General features: G+C 56.8%; 23 protein-coding genes and 3 tRNA genes. 21 read left to right on the forward strand and 5 right to left on the reverse strand.

Going from position 1 to position 24,534, the window contains the following annotated elements; all coding sequences use genetic code 11:
• Positions 1–9 precede the first annotated feature (9 nt).
• A complete protein-coding gene (gene hpnI, locus VN622_05175; GenBank protein HWR35246.1) occupies positions 10–1,245 on the forward strand; it encodes a bacteriohopanetetrol glucosamine biosynthesis glycosyltransferase HpnI in 1,236 nt (411 codons plus the stop codon).
• Positions 1,246–1,449: 204 nt separating this feature from the next.
• On the opposite strand, the gene hemA is transcribed toward hpnI, so the two are convergent.
• Positions 1,450–2,748 (reverse strand): glutamyl-tRNA reductase, encoded by a 1,299-nt coding sequence (gene hemA, locus VN622_05180; GenBank protein HWR35247.1) that lies wholly within the window; start codon positions 2,746–2,748, stop codon positions 1,450–1,452.
• A 315-nt stretch (positions 2,749–3,063) separates the two neighbouring features.
• Here hemA and VN622_05185 point away from each other — a divergent pair, with 315 nt between their 5' ends.
• From VN622_05185 to VN622_05220, 8 genes are all read left to right on the forward strand, one after another.
• Complete coding sequence (locus tag VN622_05185; protein ID HWR35248.1) at positions 3,064–3,378, forward strand: cytochrome c; 315 nt, start codon at positions 3,064–3,066, stop codon at positions 3,376–3,378.
• Positions 3,379–3,963: 585 nt separating this feature from the next.
• Positions 3,964–4,644 (forward strand): glycine cleavage system protein H, encoded by a 681-nt coding sequence (locus tag VN622_05190; GenBank protein ID HWR35249.1) that lies wholly within the window; start codon positions 3,964–3,966, stop codon positions 4,642–4,644.
• 361 nt (positions 4,645–5,005) lie between these two features.
• On the forward strand, positions 5,006–5,467 hold the full coding sequence (locus VN622_05195; protein ID HWR35250.1) for a hypothetical protein: 462 nt from the start codon (positions 5,006–5,008) through the stop codon (positions 5,465–5,467).
• A gap of 13 nt (positions 5,468–5,480) precedes the next feature.
• Positions 5,481–6,809 (forward strand): acetyl-CoA hydrolase/transferase C-terminal domain-containing protein, encoded by a 1,329-nt coding sequence (locus tag VN622_05200; GenBank protein ID HWR35251.1) that lies wholly within the window; start codon positions 5,481–5,483, stop codon positions 6,807–6,809.
• A 3-nt stretch (positions 6,810–6,812) separates the two neighbouring features.
• Complete coding sequence (locus tag VN622_05205; protein HWR35252.1) at positions 6,813–7,094, forward strand: ferredoxin family protein; 282 nt, start codon at positions 6,813–6,815, stop codon at positions 7,092–7,094.
• A complete protein-coding gene (locus tag VN622_05210) occupies positions 7,078–8,130 on the forward strand; it encodes a 3-methyl-2-oxobutanoate dehydrogenase subunit VorB (protein ID HWR35253.1) in 1,053 nt (350 codons plus the stop codon). The genes VN622_05205 and VN622_05210 overlap by 17 nt, the downstream gene beginning before the upstream one ends.
• A gap of 17 nt (positions 8,131–8,147) precedes the next feature.
• Positions 8,148–9,608, forward strand: coding sequence for a 2-oxoacid:acceptor oxidoreductase family protein (locus VN622_05215; GenBank protein ID HWR35254.1), 1,461 nt, complete (start codon positions 8,148–8,150; stop codon positions 9,606–9,608).
• A 101-nt stretch (positions 9,609–9,709) separates the two neighbouring features.
• Positions 9,710–9,886 (forward strand): hypothetical protein, encoded by a 177-nt coding sequence (locus VN622_05220; GenBank protein ID HWR35255.1) that lies wholly within the window; start codon positions 9,710–9,712, stop codon positions 9,884–9,886.
• A gap of 8 nt (positions 9,887–9,894) precedes the next feature.
• Here VN622_05220 and VN622_05225 read toward each other — a convergent pair whose 3' ends face one another.
• On the reverse strand, positions 9,895–10,560 hold the full coding sequence (locus VN622_05225) for a CPBP family intramembrane glutamic endopeptidase (GenBank protein ID HWR35256.1): 666 nt from the start codon (positions 10,558–10,560) through the stop codon (positions 9,895–9,897).
• A gap of 6 nt (positions 10,561–10,566) precedes the next feature.
• Positions 10,567–11,490, reverse strand: a complete 924-nt coding sequence (locus tag VN622_05230) for a DMT family transporter (GenBank protein ID HWR35257.1) — start codon at positions 11,488–11,490, stop codon at positions 10,567–10,569.
• 100 nt (positions 11,491–11,590) lie between these two features.
• Here VN622_05230 and VN622_05235 point away from each other — a divergent pair.
• The 10 genes from VN622_05235 (at position 11,591) to VN622_05280 (ending at position 18,704) form a co-directional block, all read left to right on the forward strand.
• Positions 11,591–11,689, forward strand: a tRNA-Sec gene (locus tag VN622_05235).
• An 84-nt stretch (positions 11,690–11,773) separates the two neighbouring features.
• Positions 11,774–12,670, forward strand: a complete 897-nt coding sequence (locus VN622_05240; protein HWR35258.1) for a PhzF family phenazine biosynthesis protein — start codon at positions 11,774–11,776, stop codon at positions 12,668–12,670.
• A 210-nt stretch (positions 12,671–12,880) separates the two neighbouring features.
• Positions 12,881–13,300, forward strand: coding sequence for a response regulator (locus VN622_05245; protein ID HWR35259.1), 420 nt, complete (start codon positions 12,881–12,883; stop codon positions 13,298–13,300).
• A gap of 376 nt (positions 13,301–13,676) precedes the next feature.
• Positions 13,677–14,615 carry an Ig-like domain-containing protein gene (locus VN622_05250; protein ID HWR35260.1) on the forward strand — a complete coding sequence of 313 codons (939 nt, stop codon included), beginning with the start codon at positions 13,677–13,679 and terminating at the stop codon, positions 14,613–14,615.
• A gap of 184 nt (positions 14,616–14,799) precedes the next feature.
• Entirely contained in the window at positions 14,800–15,507 is a 708-nt protein-coding gene (locus tag VN622_05255) for an ABC transporter ATP-binding protein (GenBank protein HWR35261.1), read from the forward strand.
• A 171-nt stretch (positions 15,508–15,678) separates the two neighbouring features.
• Positions 15,679–15,753 (forward strand) — tRNA-Gly (locus tag VN622_05260).
• Positions 15,754–15,901: 148 nt separating this feature from the next.
• Positions 15,902–15,976 (forward strand) — tRNA-Cys (locus VN622_05265).
• 242 nt (positions 15,977–16,218) lie between these two features.
• A complete protein-coding gene (locus VN622_05270) occupies positions 16,219–17,097 on the forward strand; it encodes a response regulator (protein HWR35262.1) in 879 nt (292 codons plus the stop codon).
• A gap of 1,143 nt (positions 17,098–18,240) precedes the next feature.
• The gene (locus tag VN622_05275) at positions 18,241–18,513 is read left to right on the forward strand and encodes a hypothetical protein (GenBank protein ID HWR35263.1); all 273 of its coding nucleotides are present in this window, start codon (positions 18,241–18,243) and stop codon (positions 18,511–18,513) included.
• A complete protein-coding gene (locus VN622_05280) occupies positions 18,510–18,704 on the forward strand; it encodes a hypothetical protein (GenBank protein HWR35264.1) in 195 nt (64 codons plus the stop codon). Before VN622_05275 ends, VN622_05280 begins: the two co-directional genes overlap by 4 nt.
• 121 nt (positions 18,705–18,825) lie before the next feature.
• Here VN622_05280 and VN622_05285 read toward each other — a convergent pair whose 3' ends face one another.
• On the reverse strand, positions 18,826–19,746 hold the full coding sequence (locus VN622_05285) for a cation diffusion facilitator family transporter (GenBank protein ID HWR35265.1): 921 nt from the start codon (positions 19,744–19,746) through the stop codon (positions 18,826–18,828).
• A 300-nt stretch (positions 19,747–20,046) separates the two neighbouring features.
• On the opposite strand from VN622_05285, the gene VN622_05290 reads away from it, so the two are divergent.
• Complete coding sequence (locus tag VN622_05290) at positions 20,047–20,511, forward strand: VOC family protein (GenBank protein ID HWR35266.1); 465 nt, start codon at positions 20,047–20,049, stop codon at positions 20,509–20,511.
• 28 nt (positions 20,512–20,539) lie between these two features.
• Here VN622_05290 and VN622_05295 read toward each other — a convergent pair whose 3' ends face one another.
• Complete coding sequence (locus tag VN622_05295; GenBank protein ID HWR35267.1) at positions 20,540–22,858, reverse strand: IPT/TIG domain-containing protein; 2,319 nt, start codon at positions 22,856–22,858, stop codon at positions 20,540–20,542.
• 387 nt (positions 22,859–23,245) lie between these two features.
• Here VN622_05295 and VN622_05300 point away from each other — a divergent pair, with 387 nt between their 5' ends.
• Positions 23,246–24,469: an efflux RND transporter periplasmic adaptor subunit gene (locus VN622_05300; GenBank protein HWR35268.1), complete on the forward strand. Its 1,224-nt coding sequence runs from the start codon at positions 23,246–23,248 to the stop codon at positions 24,467–24,469.
• Positions 24,470–24,534 lie beyond the last annotated feature (65 nt).

A 24,534-nucleotide genomic window follows, 5' to 3' on the forward strand; every position in this document is an offset into this window, starting at 1 on the left:
TCTTTACCTATGACACTCGCTCAAATCGCGACGGTTGCCAATCTCTGGCGTGTGCTTCTGGCGGTTGCCGTTGTGGGAACCATCTCGTCCACGGTCTACCTGCTCATGGTCATCGCAGCAGCCTTGCGTTATAGACGCATTGCCTCGGCTGCTCAAGCTGCGTTGGACGCAATTCCAAGAACCGAGTATCCCAGGGTTGCCGTCCTTAAGCCTGTACACGGGCTTGAGCCACGCATGGAAGAGAATCTGGAGAGTTTTTTCCTTCAGAATTACCCGGATTTCGAGATCATCTTCGGAACACGCAGCGCAGAAGATCCCGCGCTCAAGATCGTCGAGAAACTCCGCCGCCGGTATCCGAACATTCCCGTCAGCATTGTTTTCTCCGGCCATCCTACGTGGCCCAATGCAAAAGTATTCTCGCTCGACAGGATGATCTCGGAGTGCCGCAAAGACTACTTCGTGATTAGCGACAGCGACATCCTGGTCAAGCCGGAATTCCTACGGAGCGTAGTAACTCCGCTACTCGATCGGCGCAACGGACTGGTTACCTGTCTTTATGAAGGCGTCCCCGCACCCGACTTCTGGTCGCGACTGGAAGCCTTGGGAATGTCCGTGGAACTGCCCTCGGGCGTGATGATCGCCGACATGATGGAGGGCATGAAGTTCGCGCTCGGCGCAGTTATGGTCGTGCGTCGCGACGCACTGAACAAGATAGGTGGAATCAAGAACACGGCCGACTACTACTCCGACGATTTCGTGCTTGGCAATCTCGTCGAGGCCGCCGGGTTCAACGTAGTCCTGTCGCACCACCAGGTCGGACATGTTTTGACGGCGCAAAGCCTGCGCCAAACTTTCGCAACCCAATTGCGCTGGATGCAGAGCACGAGATACTCGCGTCCAAAGGGACACTTCGGGACAGGACTCACGTTCGCGACGCCCTTCGGCGTGCTCGGTCTCATCGTTGCTGGCGCGCTTGGCTGGTGGCCGCTGGGGATCGGGCTCTGCGCGTGGAGTTACTTGAATCGTGTGATTCAGGCAATGGCGGTTGGGTCGGGAGTTATTGGCGACAAACGCGCTCGATTGGGATCGTTGGTGTATCCGCTACGAGATTTTCTGGGATTTTTCCTCTGGGCCGGCAGCTATATCGGCGGAAGCCGGTTCGTGTGGCGCGGCGAAAGCTATCGGTTCACGAACGGCGGACGCATAGTGCCAGAGCGCAAATCGGCAGAAGCGGCAAGGGCGTGAGGCGGACGGCGAAGGGCAGACCTTGGGCTTCGGACGGTAGACATCAGACGGCAGATGTCGGCGTCAGATGTCTACCGTCCGAAGCCTGACGTTCGAAGTCTGCAGAAAGCAAAAACCCCGAAGCAGGTTCTGCGCTGACCTGCCCCGGGGGAGGCTCTCCAGAAGCGGGCGCTCAACTCAATAGTATCTGTCTGCAAATTTCATTCAGTGTTTCGCGATCGACGGCGCTACCTGGCGCAGTTCGAGATGAAACAAGCGCTGTACGGCCGTTGACAGCGCTTCCTGCTCGCCACGGTCCGGGAGTTCTTTCAGCTCGCGTGCTAGGGAACCTGCAATTCGCTGGGTGATGTGCGCGGCCAATGTCGAGAGCGCCTGACTCTGATCCTCGGTGAATGGTCCGAATTCTTCGCCGAGCATCTGTAGTTCCTGTTGACAGATCTCTTCCAGTCGCGAACGCAGTGCCACGACGGCAGGCACAGCCGGTTCGGCTATTAGCTTCCGGCGAAATCCATCGGCTTCTTCGTGCAGAATGCCATCGGCGGCGGTTGCTGCCGCCTGCCGCTCGGTAGTGTTCTGCCGCGCAACACGGCCCATGTCGTCCACGTCGTACAGAACCACGCCGTGAACTTCGCGTACAGCGGGATCAATATTGCGGGGGACCGCGGTGTCGATCAGGACCAACGGACGATTCTCGCGATCACGCATCATCGTCTCGGCGTCTTGCTTGGAAACCATGTAATGGGGCGAAGAAGTTGAGCTGACGATGATGTCGGCGTCCATCATGTGCGGCCAGCGATCTTCGAAGGGCACGGCAATGCCGCCCACTTTCTTCACCAGTTTGGCAGCATGTTCAAAGGTGCGGTTCGTAACGCAAAGCCTGTGTACTCCGTGCTTCGTCAGATAGTGTGCTGCCAGTTCATTCATCTTGCCGGCGCCCACTAGCACAACCTTGCGGTTGTCGAGCGAACCGAAGATCTCTTTGCTCAACTGCACCGCCGCGTATGGAAGCGAGACGGCTGAGCTGCCGATGGCTGTCTCATTGCGCACCCGCGTTGCTACGGAAAGGGCTTTCTGCAGGATGGCATCGAGGCAGCGGCCCGTGGTTCCAGCTTTCTGCCCCTGATGCCAGGCATTTTTCATCTCGGCCATGCTCTCCGGTTCGTCCAGCATCATGGCATCCAAAGCGGAAGCTATACGGAAGACGTGCAGCAGAGCGTCGTCGTCGATCAACCGGTAGAAGCTTGACCACTCACAAAGCTTGAGATCGTAATCGCGGGTCAGGAATCGAAGAACCGAGTTTGCCGCTTCGGGTGGATCACTTGCCCAGACTATGAATTCGGTTCGGTTGCATGTCGCAAGCACAACGGCTTCCTCGACCCCCTCGGAGCGAACGAGCTGGCGCATGGCATCAACCCGGCGAGAGTCGCTGATCCAGAAGCGCTCGCGAACGGCTATCGATGCGGTCCGGAAGTCCAAACCTATTACAACAATACTGGGTTCCAAGTAACCTTCTCCACAGAACTCTGCGAGAAACACTTCCTATGTGGAAGGCACATTGGCTTCCAAAGTTCGGGTGGAGGCTTCAGTACGCATATTGTGTGCTTTCAGTAACTTGCGCTCTCGCCAGTAGCCCACTTTTCACACGGAATATCATGAATTGAGGCATATGCCCCTACACCGCGTTTTTTTCCACCCCAGACCTTCGGGCTATTGCGCGCTGTGGCATTCCTGCCTATACTTCCGCGATTAGAGATCGAGAGTGTTGGCTCCGGGATCAATTCACCCAGGCTGCACCCTAGCACCCGAAGGAGAGAAAGAATGAATAAGTTCGCAATGAAAGCAGCCGGTTGTCTTACAGCAACGATCCTCATGAGCGCCATGACGATGGCGAGTGCGGGCGAGGACATTTACAAGGCAAAGTGTGCTGCTTGCCACGGTGCTGATGGCGCGGGCGCGATGGCGAAGAAGATGGGCGGCCGCGACCTGAACTCGCCCGAGGTGCAGAAGGCATCCGACAAGGAGTTGAGCGCTCTCATTGAGACTGGCAAAGGCAAGATGCCGGCCTACAAAGGCAAGCTCACGGACGCTCAAGTTAGCGATCTCGTGAAGCATATTCGTACGTTGAAGAAGTAACGCCGAACTAGATTCCAGATAGCCGGACGGCGAACCGAAGAGGTTCGCCGTTTTCTTTTTGCAGACAGATCACTACGAATCAACGCCGGATGCGACTCTCTTAGTAAGACGGTCTATTACGCCGCAGCAACCTGCATCGCGATTCCTGCGGTAAGAAAAGTAATTGAATCTGCGGCGAAAAAAATCTAGGAATTGAGCAGCGTCTGTGGATTTTTCATAGACACTGTTGTTGTTTTCAGCAGGCCGTTGAAGTTTGCAACATCGCCTTTCTGGTTGCGTAAGTAGATGATCCCATTGGCTTCTCGTGGAATGGCGTTGACCCAGGCTCCAGTTTTGTGTTGCGATCCGCAACAACCGCAGCGAAGCGATAAAGAGTTGTCGCCTGCGCATCTCCGTTCGATTGTCTCGCCAACTCTAACACTCCCAGACACTTAGCAGTCGCTTCGACTCTCAAGGACTAAGCGGCGACGGTTCGGCCACCCAGTTGCCTTTACGAATGGCGTGATCGGCAACCAGTCCAGTGGCAGGGTGGCCGAGCGAAAACAAAAGACCCGCACAAACGGGCAGATATCTTGGAGGTGTGCGATGACAGTCATTCTCGTTCTCTTTACGTTCGTAGCATTCTTACTGATCGATTTCTTCTTTAGCCGCAACAAGCAGGCCGTGTTCGTGCCTGAACAGGTTGTACGCCACGATGCCACCTTGCCCCGTCCGACGCCTAAGTTTGTAGGCGGTTTCCAGATTCCCGAGAATCTTCGCTATCACCCGGGCCACACTTGGGCGCTGAGCGAGAGCCCGAATCTTGTCCGCGTGGGCGTAGACGACTTTGCGTCCAAGATACTGGGTAATGTCGAGAGCGTGGCTCTGCCACAGCGCGGCCAATGGATTCGCCAGGGACAGAAGCTGATGAGTTTCAATCGCCACGGTGAGACGGTCGATATGGTGTCGCCGATCGAAGGCAGCGTTGCTGATGTGAACGAGAATGTGCTGCGCAATCCGGAAACTGCGGGCAAGGATCCCTATGGAGAAGGCTGGCTTATCACCGTGCAATCGCCCGATGCCAAGACGAACTTCAAGAACCTAATGGGCGGCGGGCTGGCTCGCTGGTGGACGGAGGAAGCCGCGGTTCGTCTTCAGAAGAAGGTTCCGACCGTGATGGGTTCCCTGGCACTGGCGCAGGACGGCGGCGTTGCCACTGACGCGCTCGCGAACGAAATTCCTGAAAAAGAGTGGGCAGCTGTTGCCCGCGAGTTTTTCCTGACCTAGTTATCGCCAAGAGCCCCGGGGCGGCGAACGCTCCGGGGCTTCCGTTCTTGAAGTGGTCTTCAAATGCACATCGTTCAAGGCCGCATTCCAGGGAATCGGGCAGGCAGCTCGAGTTCCGAGGATGCGGTGTTTTTATTGTCGATGAACCGGAATTTTGCGGCTGCGAAACGGTTGAAGGTGCGTGACTTCAATCACAATTACGGGTGATTCGAGTCACGGCTTGCCTAGAGGCTCAAAGCTGACACTGTATCGGTAAGAGAGTCCTGTACGCCTCACCTTTTATCATGAGCTCTCATATGCAAATTGGCTGGGAATCGGTCTTCCGAAACGGTGGCCACGGTCATTTTGCGAGGAGGCGGACATGATACTCGCCTACCGTCTGGTTCGCTTAATCGAAGTACACTCCGAGGGCCTTGCCCGCACACTGCGTCAGAAGTTGGATACTAGCGACAGGTGTCCGGACTATCGAAACGTGCCTCCGGAGGAACTGACGCATATCGTATACGAGATGTACCGCAATCTTGGCGAGTGGCTGTTAGGCAAGACAGAAGCCGACATAGAGGTTCGTTACACGGCGATCGGTGCGCGCAGGGCGGAGCAGAACGTGCCGCTCAGCCAGGTTCTCTGGACCATCGCGCTAGTGAAGGAAAATCTATGGGAGTACCTCAAGAAGGAATCGCTGGTGGAGCGACCTTCCGAGGTTTTTGGCGAACTGGAAATGCTGCAACTACTCGAGAGTTTTTTTGACCGTGCCGTTTTTTATGCGGCCATAGGGTATGAGCGCGCCCGCGCTGCTCACCCAAATCATAATGAGCGCGGGTAGAAGAGAGAATTCGATGTCCTGGCAGGACGAATACCGGAGCAAACTGACGACACCGCGAGAAGCAGTCAACTGTGTCGAATCCGGCATGCGGCTTTTCATTCACCCAGGCTGTGCCGAACCGGAAGCGCTCGTAGAAGCGCTCATGCACCGTGGTCCCCACGTCCGCGATGTGGAGATTGTGCATATTCTCACCTTGGGCCGCGCCGACTATGTCGCGCCCGAGATGGAAGGTCATTTCCGTCATAACGCACTTTTTATCGGCGGCAATTGCCGCCAGGCTGTCAATGAAGGCCGCGCCGATTGCACACCCATCTTCTTGCATGAGGTTGAGGCGTTGTTCGATACCGGCGCCATGCCGATCGATGTCTGCTTCATACAGGTTTCGCCGCCGGACCGCCACGGCTATGTTTCGCTGGGCATCGGCGTCGAGATCACGATGAGCGCAGTCAAAAATGCGCACTACATCGTGGCACAGGTCAACTCCGAAATGCCGCGCACCTACGGCGACACGTTCATTCACGTCAGCAAAATCAACGCGTTCGTGGAAGTGACGCAGCCACTGCCTGAGTTGAAGAAGGAAGTGGGCGGCGAAGTGGAAGACGCGATCGGGCGCAACATCGCGAACTTAATCGATGACGGCGCGTGTCTTCAGCTTGGAATCGGCGGCATTCCAAACGCTGTGCTGAAGAACCTTACGGATCGTCGCGATCTCGGTGTCCACACCGAAATGGTTTCTGACAACGTAATTCCGCTGATCGAGCGCGACATCATCAATGGACGCCGCAAGAACTTCAAGCCGCGCAAGGTCATCCTCTCATTCGTACTTGGCAACAAGAGACTCTTCGACTTCCTTCACGAGAACCCGCTCTTTGAGTTCCAGCCCTCGTCGTACACCAACGATCCGTGGCAGATTGCCCGGAACGACAATATGGTCGCCATCAATTCCGCGCTCCAGGTCGACCTCACGGGCCAGGTCTGTTCGGATTCGATAGGGCAGAGATTCTACAGCGGCTTCGGCGGGCAGGTTGATTTCATTCGCGGCGCCGCCCGTTCCAAGGGTGGCAAGCCGATTATCGCGCTGCCTTCCACGGCCAAAGGCGGCCTGATTTCGCGTATCAGTCCAATGTTGACGCTCGGCTCCGGCGTAGTAACAACGCGTGCCGATGTCCACTATGTAGTGACCGAATACGGCGTTGCCTACCTGCACGGAAAGACCGTGCGCGAGCGCGCCCAGGCACTTATCGAAATCGCTCATCCCAATTTCAGGGCAGAGCTTCAAGAACATTGCGATCGACAGCGCTGGACCAAGCGTGACGCGGTCGCGTGTGCAGGTGCGAGGTAATAAATGGCTAATCAAGCGCGAGGTAATGTTGAAATTAACACTGAGGAGTGCAAAGGGTGTGGCCTTTGTGTCGAATCGTGCCCGCCTGACGTGCTCGAACTAGCACCGGACCTGAACGCCTATGGCGTACACCCGGCCGTGTACAAGGGTGAGAATTGCACAGGCTGCGGCATATGTTTCTACTGCTGCCCTGAGCCAGGCGCCATCACCGTATTCCGTGCGGTTCCGGGGCAGAAGGCCGCGGCCGCCGCCGAGAAGGAGATCGCGAATGCGGCAACTCTGTAAAGGCAACGTGGCCGTAGTGAAGGCTGCCATCCTGGCCGGATGTCGCTCTTATTACGGATATCCCATTACCCCGGCCAGCGAAATCGCGGAATACTCAGCACTGCTGATTCCGCAGGTCGGCGGCACTTTCTTGCAGGCAGAGAGTGAAGTCTCCGCCATCAACATGGTTTACGGCGCTGCTGCAGCCGGCAAGCGCGTGATGACAGCTTCTTCCGGCCCAGGCGTCAGCCTGATGCAGGAAGGCATTTCCTACCTCGCCGGGGCTGAACTGCCCTGTGTGATCGTTGACGTAGTCCGCGGCGGCCCGGGACTGGGAAACATTGCACCCGAGCAGAGCGACTACTTCTGTGCCGTGAAGGGTGGCGGCCATGGCTGCTATCGCAACATCGTGCTGGCTCCAGCTTCCGTGCAGGAGATGGCAGACCTCACGGTGCTCGCTTTCGAGCTTGCGGACAAGTATCGCAATCCGGCATTCCTGCTGACCGATGGTTTCGTCGGACAGATGATGGAGCCGCTCGAACTCGAGGTGAAGGACGTAAAGGAATACGAGAAGGCGTGGGCCGTCCGCGGCACAGCCGAGACGCGCCAAAACTTCGTCAGTTCGATCCAGCTTGAGCCAGATGCTCTCGAAGCGCACGTCCGCAAGCTGGAAGCCAAGTACAAGGCGTGTGAAGCGGCAGAAATACGCTATGAAACGTACATGGCCGAAGACGCTGATGTCCTGCTGGTCGGCTATGGCATCGTGTCGCGCATCCTGCGCTCGACCATCGATCAGGCTCGCGCACAGGGACTCAAGGTCGGGCTCTTCCGTCCCATCACGCTCTGGCCGTATCCGTCGAAGGCGCTGGCGGAGGCTGCAAGCAAGTGCCAGAAGGTCATGGTCGTCGAACTGAGCACCGGACAAATGGTGGAAGATGTTCGCCTGGCCGTGAACGGCGCCGTGCCGGTCGAGTTCTATGGACGTGTCGGCGGCAACGTGCCGTCGGTTGAAGAAATTTACGCCGAGTTGTGCTCCCGCGTAGCGGCGATGGTTTAAGCGGGCGGAGGGATATTGTGAGCGAGTTTCAAATTCTTCACGAGAAATCGCCTGTCTTCTACGACGTGTACGAACGCAAGAGTGAGATGCAGCACCAGACTCACTACTGCCCCGGTTGCGGGCACGGCGTCGCGCACAAACTCATCGCGGAAGCACTGGCGGAACTGGGGTTGCAGGACCGCGCTATTGTTGTCAGCCCGGTCGGCTGCTCCGTGTTTGCCTACTACTATTTCGATACTGGCAACGTTCAAGCCGCCCATGGACGCGCTCCGGCTGCGGCAACGGCACTGAAGCGGTCAAATCCCGAGAGCATCGTCATCAGCTACCAGGGTGACGGCGACCTCGCCGCGATCGGCACCGCCGAGATTGTTCACGCCGCAAACCGCGGTGAGAACATCTGCGTGTTCTTCGTCAACAACTCCATCTACGGCATGACCGGCGGACAGATGGCACCGACGACGCTCGTCGGCCAGGTGTCCACCACGACGCCTTGGGGACGCCGCGCCAACAATGAAGGCTTTCCGCTGCACGTCAGCGAGATGCTTGCCACCCTGGAAGCTCCTGCCTACATTGAGCGTGTCGCGCTCTCGAATGCGAAGAACGTCATGAAGGCTCGCAAGGCCATTCGCAAGGCCTTGGAGAACCAGAAGAATGGCAATGGCTTTTCGCTCGTCGAAATCCTGTCGCCCTGCCCGACCATCTTGAAGATGGACCCGGTCGTGACGCGCCACTGGGTCGACGAGACTTTGACAGCCGCCTTCCCGCTGGGAGTCTATCGCGATAAGAAGGCGGAGATTCCCGTCGTCCTGCCGCCACAGAAGAGCGTGGAAGCCGTAGTCGGCATCAGCGCAAAGCCTGCAGCTACGCTGGAAGAGCGTGCTGCCCGCCACGCGCACACCCGCGAACTGAGCATCAAGATCGCCGGCTTCGGCGGACAAGGCGTTCTGCTTCTCGGACAACTGATTGCCGAGATGGGCCTGCGCGAGCACATGGAAGTGAGTTGGCTGCCTTCGTACGGTCCTGAGATGCGCAGCGGCAGCGCGCATTGCCACGTCAATCTCTCGCACGAGCGCATCGGCTCGCCGCTGATTACTCGTCCGCAGGTCATCATGGCAATGAACGAAATCTCCCTGCGCAAGTTCGCATCCACGCTTGCGCCGGGCGGTCTCATCATCTACAACCGCGACAAGCTGCCCGAGGGATTCACGGCCGAAAACGCTCGCATTGTTTGCGTTCCGGCCAGCGAAATCGCCGACGGCTTGGGGTCCGCCAAGGTAGCAAACGTCGTAATGCTTGGCGCCTTGCTGGAGGAAACCGAGTGTTTGCCGCCTGAGACAGTCGTGCAGGTGCTCAAGGACACGGTACGCAACGAGAAGATGCTTGCGCTCGACATGAAGGCTCTGGAAGCTGGCCGCATGTATGTGCACAGCAAAGTCCAAGTCGGCGCCGTAAGCGGGCCAGATGGCTTCTCTTACTAACAATCAGTAGATAGTTTATTAAACGAGCGGCGGGCCAAGTGCCCGCCGCTTTTCTTTTTCCCTCTGGTACCTTTTTCTGGCATTCTCCCTGCGGAGGAGAGATGGCGACCAAGAAGAAGCAGAAGAAGTTCAGCGCCGTGAAGGCCGTCAAGGCCGCTGCTCGCGAGCAGGTCGGAACGCCGCCGCCAACCCGTGCCGCGCCCGACGAGAAAACCAAATCAATGCGCAAGCAGCACAAGCACAAGGCGACGCTCTCCAAGTTGCTTACGGAGGAATGAGTTTGCGCCTACCGCAGCGTAGTTTGAGACGGCACGTAGCGTAACCATCCTAGACCGACGCGCATGTGCCGGTGCACGTCGTCCGGCAGTGAGAGCGCCACTGCAAGCCCGAGGACCGCGTGCGCTGCTGCCAGCGCATACAGGTTTCGATAACGCGCAAAAGCGGCACAGAAGGCTACCCCAGTCACAAGCGTGCCAACCGTCAATACAGGGTTCGGCAAGTGTGCGAACGCGAACAGGACGGATGCCAGCACGACGGCGCGCTTCGTTCCCACAATCGATTGCAGGTTCAGGAAGAAGAAACACTGAAGGATGAACTGCTGCTGAAACGCCCAGAACACGTACAGCAGAGAATGTGGAATTTGCGGTATCAGTCCAAAGAGCGGATGCAGAGTCCCTGCGGTTGCCGCAGCCGCCAGCATGAGCAGCGCCAGGGCAGATGCCGCAGCAACCACCCAGGCTGACGCGCGTAGCCCTGTTACCCCCAACCCAAGTTCCGCCAGTGTCGGCCGAGACGCAACCACTGTGCCGACTACCCAAGCCGCGAACAGCGCGGACCAGGCGAACTGTGCGGGGCGCGAAGTCCACAGCGCGCACTCCAGCAGCGCATAGCCGACAACCAGCACGGCTATGCGGCGCGACGGCGAAATGTTCCTGAAAGTATTGGTAGGCACCAAGCGTTAGACGTTGGTCAGCTCTTCTTCGGTGGCTACCTCGGGCGAACGCGTTGAGCGCACCAGCGTGAAGATGCCGAACAGCACCAGCACGCCTCCGGGTAGCAGCCAGCCGGAGGGCATCTCCCGCAGCACGATCGCCGCAGCAACGGTCGAAACAATTGGAATCAGTAACTGGATCGTGGTTGTCAGCACGGCGGGCAGGCGTTTCGCAGCCGTCGCGTACGCGATGGAAGGGAAGGCCGTGGTGATGATGCCAAGCCCAAGCGCCGGAATCAGGTATCCGGGAGAGCGAAGGTGCACAAAGTCCTGAGGCGCGAGCAGGGCGGAGGCGCTCAAGAGCGTTGCGCTGCCGAGTGCCAGCGCAACAACAGTCACCATGAAGGGATCGCTGGAAGTTTCTCCCGGTTTATGGACGCGCGCGTATGCGCTTGCGAACGCCGCGCTACAACCGGCCGATGCCAATGCGAGCAGATCGCCGATCAATCTGCGCTGGTCAAAGCTGCCGGGCGCGAGCTTAGGGCCGAGCACCAGCGCCACTCCTATCAGCGCACACAGCGCCCCGAACTTCTCTCGACCCGTAACGCGGATTCCGCGTAGCAGGTTAACGCCGAGTACCAGCAGCGGTGAAACCGCGATGAGCAGCGCAACCTCTGCAATCGAGGTGAACAGAAAGGCTATAACCGCAATGAGGTAATACGACACCAGCAGTGCGGCAAGAACGTAGGTTGACTTCCTGCGCAGATCTGCGCGATTCAGCTTGCGCCGTCTCAGCCACAGAACAGGCGCCAGCGCCACCAGCGCGATAGCCAGTCGCAGTCCGGTGATGAAAACCCCACTCAGCCCGCCAAGCAGGCGCACCCACACGCCCGCCAATCCCCAGGTCAGGGCAGTGCCGAAGGCGAGCGCGATGGCTTTCCGGTTCGTCATCTCTCCATCATCCCACACCAATTCAAACGCGTTGCGGGGGTGACGAACTCCCGCCGCCATTGACGCCGGTGCTGGAGTCGGTTGTAATCGGAATGGGAACGGAAGCGAACGGGGTCCGGTGATCCTCCCGGTCTTCAAAACCGGCGTTCGGCAGGTTCGTCCTGTCGAAGGTGTGTTCGACTCGCACACGCTTCCGCCAAGTATTCTCACTCACAAAACAAAACAGCCACCCAGCGCTGCTGACTGTTTCTGTTCGCGTACAATTCTCTCCGGAAGAAATGCCATGAAAGAACATCGCACTTTCCCCTATGTGCAATATGACGTCTTCACTTCTCGACGGCTGGAAGGGAACCAGCTCGCCGTCTTCACTGATGCGCGGGGCCTCAGCGACGCCGAGATGCAGGCGCTCGCGCGAGAGACGAATCTGTCAGAGACTACGTTCGTGATCCCGCGCGACTCGCAAACCGAGCTCGACCGTGGCGTGCGCGTGCGTATCTTTACGACCGGAGAAGAACTTCCGTTTGCCGGACACCCAACGCTTGGCACTGCCATGTTCTTGCGCGAACGCGACGGCAAGGATCGCATCGAGTTGGATCTTAACGTTGGGAAGATTCCAGTCACCTTCTCCAGCGACCCAAGCGGGAGTGTGACGGGCGAGATGCGGCAGCGCGATCCCGAGTTCGGCTCCGTGCACTCGCGCGAGGAGGTTGCTCGCGCCGTAGGCGTCAACGTTGAGGAGATCGCCGCCGATCTGCCAATCCAGACAACCTCGACCGGCATGGCTTTCGCAATCGTTCCGTTCCGTTCGTTAAGCACGCTCGCACAGTTGCGAACCAACTGGGAGCGCTGTTCGGACTATCTCGCCAGGACGGACGCAAAGTTCTTCTATTTCGTTAGCCGCGAGACGGTCAGCCCCGAGGCGCAACTTCATGCGCGAATGATCTTCTATAACGGCGAAGATCCGGCAACCGGCTCCGCGGCGGGATGTTGCGCCGCCTGGGCTGTCAGGCATGGCGTTGTCGCAAGCGACCAGCGAGCGCTCATCGAGCAAGGACTGGAGATTAAGCGCGCCAGCCGTATCTACTTCCGCGCCACCAGGGCCGGTGACGGAGTCGTTAACGTCAGAGTTTCGGGCAATGCCGTCAAGGTCATGGCCGGTGAGGTGTTGCTCGAACCGTAAGCGCAAATTTCGCAGAAGCAGCGCGGACGACGGTTCGCGCCGCGTAACCTGAGCAAACCAGTAGATCAAAACTGTATTGGCTTTCGCGACACTTTACACGGCGACGCTTTCACCGTAGGATGCGCTTCGCTCTGGAAATCGAAACAGCGCCTCCGCGGACCGAGTAGGCTGCGTCTCCCGATTGCCGTGCAAGTATCATAGGGATTACGAATGAAGCCAAAACGTACGATTCTCTGCGTCGATGACAACGAACAATCTCTATCTATTCGCAAGGTTATGCTGGAAACGCGCGGCTATCGAGTGGTGATCTGTTCGGGCGCAGAGGAGGCTCTGGAAGTTTTCCAGAAGGGCGGAATCGACCTGGTACTGACCGATCTGGTGATGCCAGGAATGGACGGTACGGAGTTGATTGCCCGTATCAAGGCCATTGCGCCGCATATTCCTGCCATCCTGTTCTCGGGCAAAGTCAAAGCTTACGAGAGAGAAACGCTGGCGGATCTCTTCCTTCCCAAAGGTACGTACGCGCCGGTCGAACTGCTGGAACGTATACGCCTGTTACTCGTGCGAAAGCGCGGCCCAAAGCGCGTGACCGCGCCGGGGACAGGCGCGTCGCGCCCTGTAGCGTCCTGAGTTGGTTCTAAAGCCTTAGTCCGAATCGTCAGCCGAAAACCTGAGTGCCTCGAACTGCTTCTCACACCCTCTACTCCAGAACCCAAGTAGCTCCTGGAACTCTCAGTCAGACCGGGAACTTGCAAATAAGTGGCCATTTTTCATCAGTTTGAATGCCTAGGTAATAAGTTCTGGCTCGTACCTCTTAGGGGTTCCACCCGACGCATACTAGGGCCAAAACCTAGCTCCAGCTAGGCAGTATGGCTGCTGTTCCATTCGACCTCGGGATTTTAAAGTTGCGCGAGTTCGCAATTATCCTGGAGGTCTTGATCTTTTGAAGAACGCACTTAGAATTGCGTCGGCTCTGCTGATCTTAGTCACTGCGTCTTTTGCGTCGGTGATAGTATCTTCTCCCGCGAGTGGCTCGACTGTCAGCTCGCCAGTCCACTTCGTCGCCAGTGCAACATCAACAAGCACTGTGACTGCAATGCGTATTTACGTGGACAACAACAGCGTTTACCTCACCAACTCCGCCAGGATCGACACCAAGATCGCCTTGAGCAATGGCACTCATTCGGTCACTGTTCAGGCGTGGGATAAAGCGGGCAGAGTCCAGAAGTCTTCAAGAACTATCAGCGTGAGGTCGTCCACCTCCAATTACACAGGCGGCTCACCGGAGCCGGGTTCGGGTGCCAAGGTGTTCAGCAAGATCGAACAAATGAGCGGCTGGCAGTGGTGCGATCGCTGCGCTGGCCCGGGTGGCAACGGTACCACCGCCAGCTACTGGATGAAGCGGGGCATTTCAAGTCCTTCCATGGACGGATCGTCAACCCAGTTTTTCCTTGGCGGCACGAATCCTTATGCGGCGGCGTTGTGGTGGAAGCAGCTCGGCGGCAATGCCAGTGTGAAGAATTTTGTTTATGACATGTACTTCTACATAAAGAATCCCGGAGCAGCGCAGGCGCTTGAGTTCGACGTCAACCAGGCCCAGAACGGCAAGCGTTTCATCTTCGGTACTCAGTGCGACTACAAGGACCACAAGACCTGGGATGTGTTCGACGGTGTAGCGCGCAAGTGGATTTCGACTGGGATTCCATGCTCGGCTCCGCAAGCTTACACTTGGAATCATGTGGTTTTCGAGTTCCAGCGGACCTCTGACAACAGAGCGAAGTTTGTTTCCGTCACTCTCAACGGTAAAAAGAACTATATCAATCGTTCATACGCAGCGCACAGCTCTGGCTCTTACGAGCTGAACGTCGCGTTCCAGATGGACGGCAACAAGGACATGACCGACTACTCGGTGTGGCTCGATCAAGTGAAACTTACCGTTTGGTAATCACCGTCTTGGTAAAAAAAGACCTCCACAGCAACAGAACGCCGCTAACCGGGAGACGCGCAACGTCTCCCGCTTTATATTCCGGCGAGGGCAATCATCATCACCACCATCACGCGACACGATGCGTGCTGTGTCTTTAGCAGGGCGCTTGGCCGAGTTGTTCGTGTAATATCAATCAGTTCGCATGTCAGCAATCATTCAAGTAGAAAACGTCCAGAAGACCTACCGCATTGGTAAGGTCGATGTGCCGGCAGTGCGGGGAGTTTCGTTCACCGTCGAAGCCGGCGAGTTCATCAGCATTGTTGGTCCCTCGGGCAGCGGCAAATCCACGCTGTTCTATATGCTCGGCGGACTGACGCGCGCAGACTCCGGCCGAGTCGTAGTCGATGGCGACGACTTCGCCGTCCTTTCCGACGCCGAGCGCACGCGCATGCGCAAGCGCAAAATCGGTTTCGTATTCCAGAAATTCAATCTGCTTCCGACACTGGACGCGCGCGCCAATATAGAAATCGCCCGTGACATCGCCGGCGCTGATGCCGATCGGGACAAGGCTCACTTCCAGCGCATCGCAGGGCTACTCGGCATCGATAAACGACTCGACCATCGTCCGTCGGAACTGAGCGGCGGCGAGCAGCAGCGTGTTGCGCTGGCGCGCGCGCTCATCAACAAGCCTGCGATCGTTCTGGCCGATGAGCCTACGGGAAATCTCGACTCGAAGAACTCGGACGTTGTGCTCTCCATGTTGCGCCAGTCAAACAAGGAACTCGGGCAAACCGTGCTGATGATCACGCACAATCCCGAGGCCGCAAGTTTCGGAGACCGCATTATCCACATGCGCGACGGACTCGTCGTGCGCTCCGACGACGATCCGCAATGGGTGCTGAAGCAGTAAGCAATGCCCCACGTGTCCGCTTCTGCGGTTTTCGCAAGTGGTTGTACGAATGGCGGCCGACAGAGTTGAGAACGCTCTTCATTCATTCGCGCTACGCGCTGTTTTCCACGCGATGTGCGCGCAGCAGATTTGACCGACCCTCTGGTGCTTGGCTATAATCCCTTTCGTAGAGCGGGAGTAACTCAGTGGTAGAGTGCGACCTTGCCAAGGTCGAAGTCGCGGGTTCAAATCCCGTCTCCCGCTCCAGATAAAACTTGGTGGCCCTCGCTGAATGCGAGGGTTTGGTGTTTCTGGGTGCAGTTTTTTCTGGATCAAGTTTGTTCCTCTAGCGAGTCGCGCACCCAAGAAGGTACAATTACTTCTAGAAGGCGAAAGCCTCCCTCCTTAAGAATTAGGCGCGGTAGCCAAGCGGTAAGGCAGAGGTCTGCAAAACCTTTATTCGGCGGTTCGATTCCGCCCCGCGCCTCCAAGATTTTCAAGTACTTACAAATTCCCCACCTGTTGACCAGTTCAGCACTGTAGACGAAATTGTAGACAGTTCGTGCTTCCACCTGCCGTTTTCGTCCTGACGGGAATGACGGTGAACTCCCGAACACCAGACCTCAGTTGACCGACCGCTACACCGTTTTAGGCGAGATGACGGCGCGGCGTTCCGAATCAGGCTTGTGTCCCGTTTTTTTGTGATCCGAGTTGAACCTTGCAGCATCTCAATTGAAAGCACTCAAAGAGGGCATCATGCGCGATGCAGCAACAAACAACGAAACGGGATATCCGAGAGTTTTGGTAGTAGACGATAACGAACAGGTGCGTTCATCGTTAGAGGCCGCATTAGCAATCAGCCAATTTCGGGTTACCACAGCAGCAAACGTGGGTGAGGCTCTGCATCTAATCGATACGGAGCAGTTCGACGTGCTGCTCTGTGACTTGCATATGCCCGGAGCGGGTGACGGCTTCACAGTGGTGAGTGCGATGCGCCATACGAACCCAGACGCGGTCACACTGGTGTTTACTGGATACCCCGCGTTGCAAGAGGCCATGGATGCCATCCTGTTGCAAGCGGACGAAATCCTTGTGAAACCGATGGCTCTTCCGACGCTTCTCACACTCATTCGTGAGAAGTTACAGAAACGGGGGGCGCGGAAGCTGACCAACCCCGAACGAGTAGCCGCCATATTGGAACGTGATGCGTTGGTGACTATCGATGATTGGCTGGTGCGAGTTGAGCGTGAGGGGGAACTGACCCGCGTGCCACTCGGCAAGGAGCAGCGCACAGGGCACCTTCCCAAATTGCTTCAGGAACTTGTTCATCGATTGCGGGTTCCGCGAAGTCTTGGGACGAAACAGGTCTCGCACGCTGCCGTCGAGCACGGAAGAACCCGCCATGAACAAGGCTATTCAATTCCGATGATAGTAGAGGAATCTCGCATTCTTCAGGTCAGCATATTCCAAACCTTACAGAACAACCTGAGCACCGTCGATTTTAGCCTCTTGCTTATCGACGTAATGACCATAGCCGATGAAGTTGACTCGCAACTAAAGCAGACAATCAGCAGCTTCACGGAACAGGAGATGGGGGAGGCAGCGGCCTAGGAATTCGACCTTCCGGTCTGCTGGTTGCAGTGCCGCCCTGCTGAACCTTTCTGAAACGGGTCAGTCATGATTCTGGAAAAGTCGTGAACGGTAGAAGGCTGCTGGGAGATTTCGCAGAGCATGGATGCCATTTCAATCCGCTCATTGATGAAGGCTTCTAAAGCCGAAGCAGCGAACACGATAGTTATTAGCGCTTCTTCATGGTTTGGTTCCAACGAAGACGAAGTCGAAATCACGTCTGCGTTTCGGACGGCAATGTAAAGGAAATTGAGCGAGTTATGAAGTACACCAGCCATAGCGTGGGTATTCTCGTACGCGTGTAGGTTTTGGTGAACAACAAGGCAGATAGGCCATCAGGATTGGACGTCCCGGCTCCCACGTCAACTGTAGACGATTCTGTAGACAGTTCCTGATGTTGTGGGGTGTTGTGGGTTGGTACGAGATTTTGTAAGTCGTTGATTTTGCTACTGTGCAACACTCCACAACACCCTGCCACAGGTACAGGGTGCGCTCTGCAAAATCTTTATTCGGCGGTTCGATTCCGCCCCGCGCCTCCAAGACTTTAATAAGCTACAAGTAGTTTGTTCCTGCGCCTTTCGTGAGGGTCGTAAAGACTGCACGTTTGTGTCACTGCTCAGGCGCTGGCTCTGTCCCACGTTTAGCACTCAAGTTCACTGACCCTCCGTGATTGGAGGTTTGGGTCCGCGGCTGGCATAGTCGACTATCGGCTGGATGACGTGGCCAAAGTGCTGATGAGGTCATGGCCGCCCCGGACAATGGCTGACTGGGATGGCTCGTGTTCGATGCGCAAATGGCAGAGGTGTGGCTAGATGCCGAACCGCCGATGATGCAGGCGCCAGCTTCTAGAGTGGCATTGAGGCGTGGACGTGGCTAAGGTCATCCTTTTCCGGGTGAGCAAATCCCAACGCTGGGCTCCTCTTTTCCTTTCATTGAAGCGGGAACAACCTTCATTTAATCTGTGAGTGAAGTGAGGCAACACCATGAAACGAGTTGGAGTTTTATTCGTAGCATTTTTGTTGATGCTGGTCGGCGCCACAACCTTTGGCTTCGCACAGCACGGCCAAGAAAAAAAACACGGAAAGTCCGAAAAGCATGCCGCCCACCAGGAGAACGGAAAGTGGCATGGCAAGCGGGACTACAAGCAGCAGCGCACCCGGCAAGAACGGTCAGACCGCGCGCAATATCGGCAAATGGAGCGCACGCATGAACAGCGGCGTGCACATGAAAACCAACAACGAGATAGTTGGCATCATTATCGAGCACGGAGCTGGGAGTCTGAGCACCGCACATGGCGGCAACGAGGCGGCTATCACGGCCATCGCATTCCTGCCAGCTATTTCCATCGCCACTATGGCCGCGATCACTGGTTCCGCGTACACAGTCTCCCATTCATGATCGTAGGCGGGAATCCGCGATTCCAATTCGCGGGCTACTGGTTCACTCCCGTTGATCCGTATCCAGAATACTGGGAACCCAACTGGTACGAAACCGACGATGTTTATGTCGAGTACGTGGATGACGGGTACTACCTTCACAACCGCAGGTATCCCACCCGTCCCGGAATCGCTATCAGCATCTCGTTCTAACTTCTCACCACAAAAAGATGCTTGCGCCCACACTTGCAGGCGGCTTCGACCGCCGCCTGCAAGTGCCAACAACACGGGAAGCCCGAGAGCATCACACGGTCATGTCATTGAGCCGCATTCCTCAGGTGGCTGGCGCGAGACCGGTGCTGTTCTGATGCGGCTTTGCTGGCGCCGGCTCTACGTGTACGAGCACGTCAGCGACCCAGTCAAGCTGGTTGCGAATTGCGAATCGTACTTCAGTGGCGATGTCGTGAGATCTGCTAACCGTCATCTCAGGATCAACTTCAAGATGTAGATCGACGTAGTACTGAAGCCCACCACTCCGCGCATAGCATTTTTCAACGTCGTAAACCCCATCCACCTTTTTCGCCACAGATCGGATCTCCTCCAGCAGTTCCGGCGGCGGCATGGTGTCGGTCAAGCGGTCAGAAGTGTCTTTTGCGACACGGAAGCCGGTGATAATCACGATCAGGCCGACGGCAAAGCCGCCGTAGTGATCCGCGGCGAGGAAACGGGAAGGATCATACAAAGTTAAACCAAGGGCGGTCATAGCGGTGACTGCGGAAAGAATGTCTACGAAGTCGTTCCATGCATCCGCGATGAGGGCAGAACTGCCTATCTTTCGGCCGTAACGAAACTTTACTGCCGAAAGGGCTGCTTTCGAAACCATTGAGAGTAGCAGCGGCCATATGCCGTAGAGCGCCGGCGCAGCATGCGTTTCGCCAACGTGCTGAAGCGATCTATATGCGATGCCAATGCCGCCGAGCACAAGGATGATTCCCACCACCAAGCCGGTGAGAGTCTCATAACGACCGTGCCCGTATGGATGGTTATCATCCGCTGGCCTCTCTGCGATCACAAACCCGAATAGAACAAAGCCAGAGGCAACCACGTCGCCCGCCGACTCGACGCCGTCTGCCACGACCGCGGTCGAGTTGGCCAGCAGTCCGACGATGATCTTGGTAAGAGCCAGCGTAGCGCTAACCGCGATGCTGACCAGCGCGACGCGCTTTCCTATCTTTGTCTTGGAAGCAACGCTCATATGCGCTTCCGACACGCTGGACTGTACAACTCCAGGGATAGGCGTTCGTGCATCTTATCTGGAGTGAGAGTTTCAGCTGTTCGGTAACAATCTGATGTCTTCAAGAAGTTTTGAGTCCCTTCGTAAATTGCCAGCCGGTTTGTTGCAGATCGACACTGCTGGAAGACATGGTAAATGACGTTCTTCTATGCGGGTGACACGTGTTGGAATAATCCTGAGGGTGTCGATTTCGACTGTTGCCGTTCGATATACCTGCGATGGTGGGGCGGGATGCCAGCCTCAATTGAAAGGAGAAGCCTCATGGACAAGATCAGCACATTTTTGTGGTTCGACAATCAAGCCGAAGAGGCCGTCAACTTCTACGTTTCGGTGTTCAAGAATTCGAAGATCAAGCAAGTGAGCCGATATCCGGAGGGAAGTCCGGGGCCGGCGGGAAGCGTGATGGTGGTGAGCTTTGATCTGGATGGGCGCGAATTCCTGGCGCTCAATGGCGGTCCACACTTCAAGTTCACCGAGGCGATTTCGCTGGTGGTCAACTGCGATACCCAGGAAGAAATCGATTATTACTGGGAGAAGCTTTCGGCCGGCGGAAAAGAGGCGCAGTGCGGATGGCTGAAGGACAAATATGGGCTTTCGTGGCAAGTGGTTCCCAAAGTCATAGGAAGCCTGATGCGCGATCCGGAGAAGGCGAAGCGGGTGATGGCGGCCGTGATGAAGATGGTCAAGTTGGACATCGCAGCGATGGAGCGCGCGGCGAACGGCTGAGGAGGGAAGCCTCCGCACTGCAGGTCCATCAGTTACCGACGACGACAAGCTTTGCGGCGTTCGCCGCAGACCATTCCTTGGCGTAGATGATGCGATAGGTTCCGGAATCTACGGAGTCATGTAGAGCGACGCTGACGGTGTTTCTGCCTGCCGCCTTTTCCGACTGCACGTAACTGGTGACGTCCACTTCGTACCATACGTACGTCGAGCCACTCACGGTGACGGTGCCCAACACGGTGCCCAGTGCGGGGCGGGTGTCATACGTCATGCCTGCCTCGGCCCAACTCGTGTCGGCCACAGAGCGAACCTCGGTGAGCACTGACGCGGTCGTTCCAAGACGCGAAAGGAATTGAATCTTCGCAGACGTGACGCTGCTGATCGTGCCCAAATCATACTTGAGGTAAGCGTCACGATAGTTGTCCGGTACGGTGGATGTACGTGCGTTGAGGAGCGTCGAAGCACCGAAATTCGTGCTTGAGTAGGTTCCGCCACGTACGTACGTGTCCGCCGTGGGATTCAGGGTAAATGTCTGCGTGCCGGGAGGCGTCGTGGTGACCGTGAAATCGTTGGCGCTGCTGGCGGTTCCACCTGGAGCTGTGACCGAAATCTTTCCGGTCTGGGCTCCGCCAGGGACAGTTGTTTGGATCGTCGTCGCGTTGGTGACCGTGAATGTTGCGGTCGTCCCGTTGAACTTGACTGCAGATGAGTTGGTGAAGTTTGTGCCGGTGATTGTCACGGCTGTGCCGACGGGGCCACTTGCCGGAGTAAAGGACGTAATTGTCGGCGGCGCAGACGCGATGCTGAAGTCGCTGCTGCTCGTGCCGGTTCCTGCGGCATTGGTTACGGCAATCTTTCCGGATGTAGCTCCGAGCGGAACGCTCGCAGTCAATTGAGTATCGGAAGCGATGTTGAACGTTGCCGTGTTCGTTCCGTTGAATGAGACGGCCGTTGTCCCAGTGAAATTTGTCCCGGTGATGGTGACCTGATCGCCGGCTGAGCCGCTGGTGGGAGTAAAGGACGTAATGGTGGGCGCGCCACTGGAACTGCCAAGGCCGAAGCTATTGTGGTAGTACGCCCGGACAGTATTGTTCGTGGCTGCAACCAGCAGACCTGAACTGCTGGTTACGTTCTGCTTGCTGGAGGTTGCATCGTTGATGTTGTTTTCGCTTGTGTTGCGGATGAAAGGCGTTCCGAGTCCTACAGGGAAGGAAATGTTGTTGATGTTCGAACTCTTGTAATAAATGGCGCCGCCGCTTTCAGGAGACGTTGCGAATACGTATAGGGTGCTGCTCGGCGGGTCGAGAACCACGATGGGCCGCGTGTGGTGATCGGTTTTGCGGCCAAAGTTATAGTCTGTCCAGCCCCCGCCTGCTCCGCGGACCAGCAGCTTGATTAACGGATCCGCAGACGCGGTGAACGACGTTTTCACGGCAGCGAATACGCGGCCGTCCGATGTCGTTTTCAAATTGATGTGATCGTCCGACAGACCTGTTGGACCGGTGATTGGGATTTCCTGTGTCCAGGCCGTGTCGGAACCGCCGTCCGCGTGCACGGAGAAATAGAACCGTGACGTGTTCTGGTTCGACCACATTATTCCGACCTTGTCCCCGCCAAACGCAATGATGGAGGAAATGTCGTCGGTTGTGACCGTCGTTGTAGTGGTATCGCCGGGCATTACGAACGGGGTGCCCCACTGGGCGTCGCTGCCGGTTGTGCGGTTCACCATGGGTTTGCCGCCCTCAACATAGGTCACCCAGAGCTTGCCGGTGGAGTCTTTAGCGATGGTCAGAGTTTCAGACTTGCCTCGTGTCACGTTGGTGACGGGAAATCCGGAGTCGAGAGTGTACGTTCTGTTGGTTGAGTTATAGGAATAGCGGTAGAGCCGTCCCCAGTTGGAACTCGTCGCGACCGCGTTCGTCGTGAAGATGTGGGAGACGATGTACAGCTTCTGTCCGTCCCAAAGCGCATCGGACTTGCTGCTGGTGCGATTATCCACGGCAGTTCCGGTGTCCACCCATGACTGCGTGGATGGAACGAAACGATAAATGTGATATTGCCGCGCGGGATCGTTGTAAAAATTACCCCACCAGATTCCGTCGGGTGTATACCACAGCTTGCTTTCCGGTTTCTCGCCAGTGGTTGCGGTGATGCCGGAGGTGCCGAATGAAAAATCTTTGTAACCATTCGTAACCGGTGTCTGTGCTACTGCAAGTGGGGAGTTCAACAACGTCAGCGCAATCAGCAAGAAGATCGAGCTTGCAAGTTGCTTCAGAAAGGAAACATCGGGGCTCAAGTGAGTGGCGGAGTTGGAGCTTCTAAAAGAGAGAGGACCCACGGGAGCAATCACAACACAACCTCATTGCGAGCCGTTACCTTGGACGCGAGCCACGGGGAAGTAGCTTGCATGATCGAACGGAGCGGCTAGGCTAAGGCTACTTTCAAAGTGGCACCTTTCCAAAGCCACTTCAGTAACCGGATTCTTGGCTTATGCCACATGTAACATCGGAGAGCTACAAGCCCGCAGGTCTTGCCAAGTTGGCACACCATAGCTCTGATCCAGAGGTCAAACAAGGGGAGCAAACGAAATAATCGAGCATCAATTCAGAGGAGTGAAGGACAAATCGATGTTTGGCTACTCTCATCAAGCTGAGTAGCGTGCGCTCAAGCGATGTGGTTTACTTGCAACGGGCTTCGCTAATGAGAGTTGAAAGCTTGTGACTGGAGGCGATTGGGGATGAATCCGCTACAAACTCCCACAAGGCCTGATCTGTCGAATCTACGGATCGACGATAGTGCGCGCAAGGGCGCTACGTCCAAGTGGCTGCGGTGGTTTGCCGCGACCTTTGGAGCAGTACTGCTCATCGCTGCGGGTGTTTTTGCCTTCAGAAGCAAGGCTCCGGTGGTCGAAGTGGTCTCCGCGCACGCACCCGCCGAGGCCAGGGAAGTTCTCTTGAATGCCAGCGGATACGTAACGCCGCGTCGCCGTGCCACGGTGGCCGCCAAGATTACTGGACGCGTGGTCCAATTGAACGCCGAGGAAGGAATGCGAGTGGGCGATGGCCAGGTGCTCGCCGTACTTGACGATTCCGATGCACGCGTCCGGTTGAACTCTGCCAAGGCCGAGCGGGACGCAACGGCCGCGGGGTTGAGCGACCTGCAAGTGCAACTTGCGAACGCGGAGCGGGAACTTCGCCGTACGCTGACTCTGCAAAATCAAGGTGTCACCAGCACGCAAGCCCTCGACCTGGCACGCACCACCGTCGACAGTCTTAAAGCGAAAATTGCGCTCACCAATGAGCAGACTCGCGCTGCGGACGAGCGCATCCGAGTCGCGCAACAAGACCTGGACAATTGCACGGTGCGCTCGCCGTTTGCCGGCATCATTGTTTCCAAAGACGCGCAAATCGGCGAGATTGTTTCACCACTCTCGGCCGGTGGCGGATTCACCCGTACAGGAATTGCAACTATCGTCGACATGAAGTCGATTGAGATTGAAGTGGATGTGAACGAATCCTACATTGCGCGCGTCAGACCCGGCATGCCGGTGACAGCGGTTCTCGACGCGTATCCCGATTGGCAGATTCCTGCCAAGGTACGCACCGTCATTCCCACGGCAGACCGGCAGAAGGCAACCGTGAAAGTGCGCATCTCTTTCGACCAGCTTGATCCCCGCATCCTGCCGGACATGGGCGTCAAAGTGACGTTTCTGGGAGATGGGCCAAAAAAGGCGCAATCGGGCGCGAATGTCCTAGTCCCGCAGGCAGCCGTGCGGAACGATAACGGCAGCCAGATCGTTTACGTGTATCACGAGGGAAAGGTCGAGCGGCGATCAGTCCGCGTCGGCGCAACCCGCGGAAGCGATCAGGAGATCATCGCGGGTTTAGTTGGCGGTGACCAGGTCGTGGTCAGTGGATTCGATGGACTTCGCGACGGCAAACAGGTAGACATCAAGCGCTAGCAAACTCTTGAAATTGACCAGCGCCGATGCATCACAATTCGGAAAGTAGCTCCGTTCTCGAGGAG

Source organism: Clostridia bacterium (assembly GCA_035561135.1).
Taxonomy (GTDB): Bacteria; Acidobacteriota; Terriglobia; order Terriglobales; family Acidobacteriaceae; genus DATMYA01.

Coding starts and splice junctions, on each gene's coding strand:
- VN622_05185 (HWR35248.1), top strand. CDS start 3,064: ATGAATAAGTTCGCAATGAAAGCAGCCGGTTGTCTTACAGCAACGATC.
- VN622_05280 (HWR35264.1), top strand. CDS start 18,510: ATGATCGTAGGCGGGAATCCGCGATTCCAATTCGCGGGCTACTGGTTC.
- VN622_05255 (HWR35261.1), top strand. CDS start 14,800: ATGTCAGCAATCATTCAAGTAGAAAACGTCCAGAAGACCTACCGCATT.
- VN622_05245 (HWR35259.1), top strand. CDS start 12,881: ATGAAGCCAAAACGTACGATTCTCTGCGTCGATGACAACGAACAATCT.
- VN622_05230 (HWR35257.1), bottom strand. CDS start 11,490: ATGACGAACCGGAAAGCCATCGCGCTCGCCTTCGGCACTGCCCTGACC.
- VN622_05290 (HWR35266.1), top strand. CDS start 20,047: ATGGACAAGATCAGCACATTTTTGTGGTTCGACAATCAAGCCGAAGAG.
- hpnI (HWR35246.1), top strand. CDS start 10: ATGACACTCGCTCAAATCGCGACGGTTGCCAATCTCTGGCGTGTGCTT.
- VN622_05210 (HWR35253.1), top strand. CDS start 7,078: ATGCGGCAACTCTGTAAAGGCAACGTGGCCGTAGTGAAGGCTGCCATC.
- VN622_05275 (HWR35263.1), top strand. CDS start 18,241: ATGGCAAGCGGGACTACAAGCAGCAGCGCACCCGGCAAGAACGGTCAG.
- VN622_05300 (HWR35268.1), top strand. CDS start 23,246: ATGAATCCGCTACAAACTCCCACAAGGCCTGATCTGTCGAATCTACGG.
- VN622_05240 (HWR35258.1), top strand. CDS start 11,774: ATGAAAGAACATCGCACTTTCCCCTATGTGCAATATGACGTCTTCACT.
- VN622_05285 (HWR35265.1), bottom strand. CDS start 19,746: ATGAGCGTTGCTTCCAAGACAAAGATAGGAAAGCGCGTCGCGCTGGTC.
- VN622_05200 (HWR35251.1), top strand. CDS start 5,481: ATGTCCTGGCAGGACGAATACCGGAGCAAACTGACGACACCGCGAGAA.
- VN622_05220 (HWR35255.1), top strand. CDS start 9,710: ATGGCGACCAAGAAGAAGCAGAAGAAGTTCAGCGCCGTGAAGGCCGTC.
- VN622_05195 (HWR35250.1), top strand. CDS start 5,006: ATGATACTCGCCTACCGTCTGGTTCGCTTAATCGAAGTACACTCCGAG.
- VN622_05190 (HWR35249.1), top strand. CDS start 3,964: ATGACAGTCATTCTCGTTCTCTTTACGTTCGTAGCATTCTTACTGATC.
- VN622_05205 (HWR35252.1), top strand. CDS start 6,813: ATGGCTAATCAAGCGCGAGGTAATGTTGAAATTAACACTGAGGAGTGC.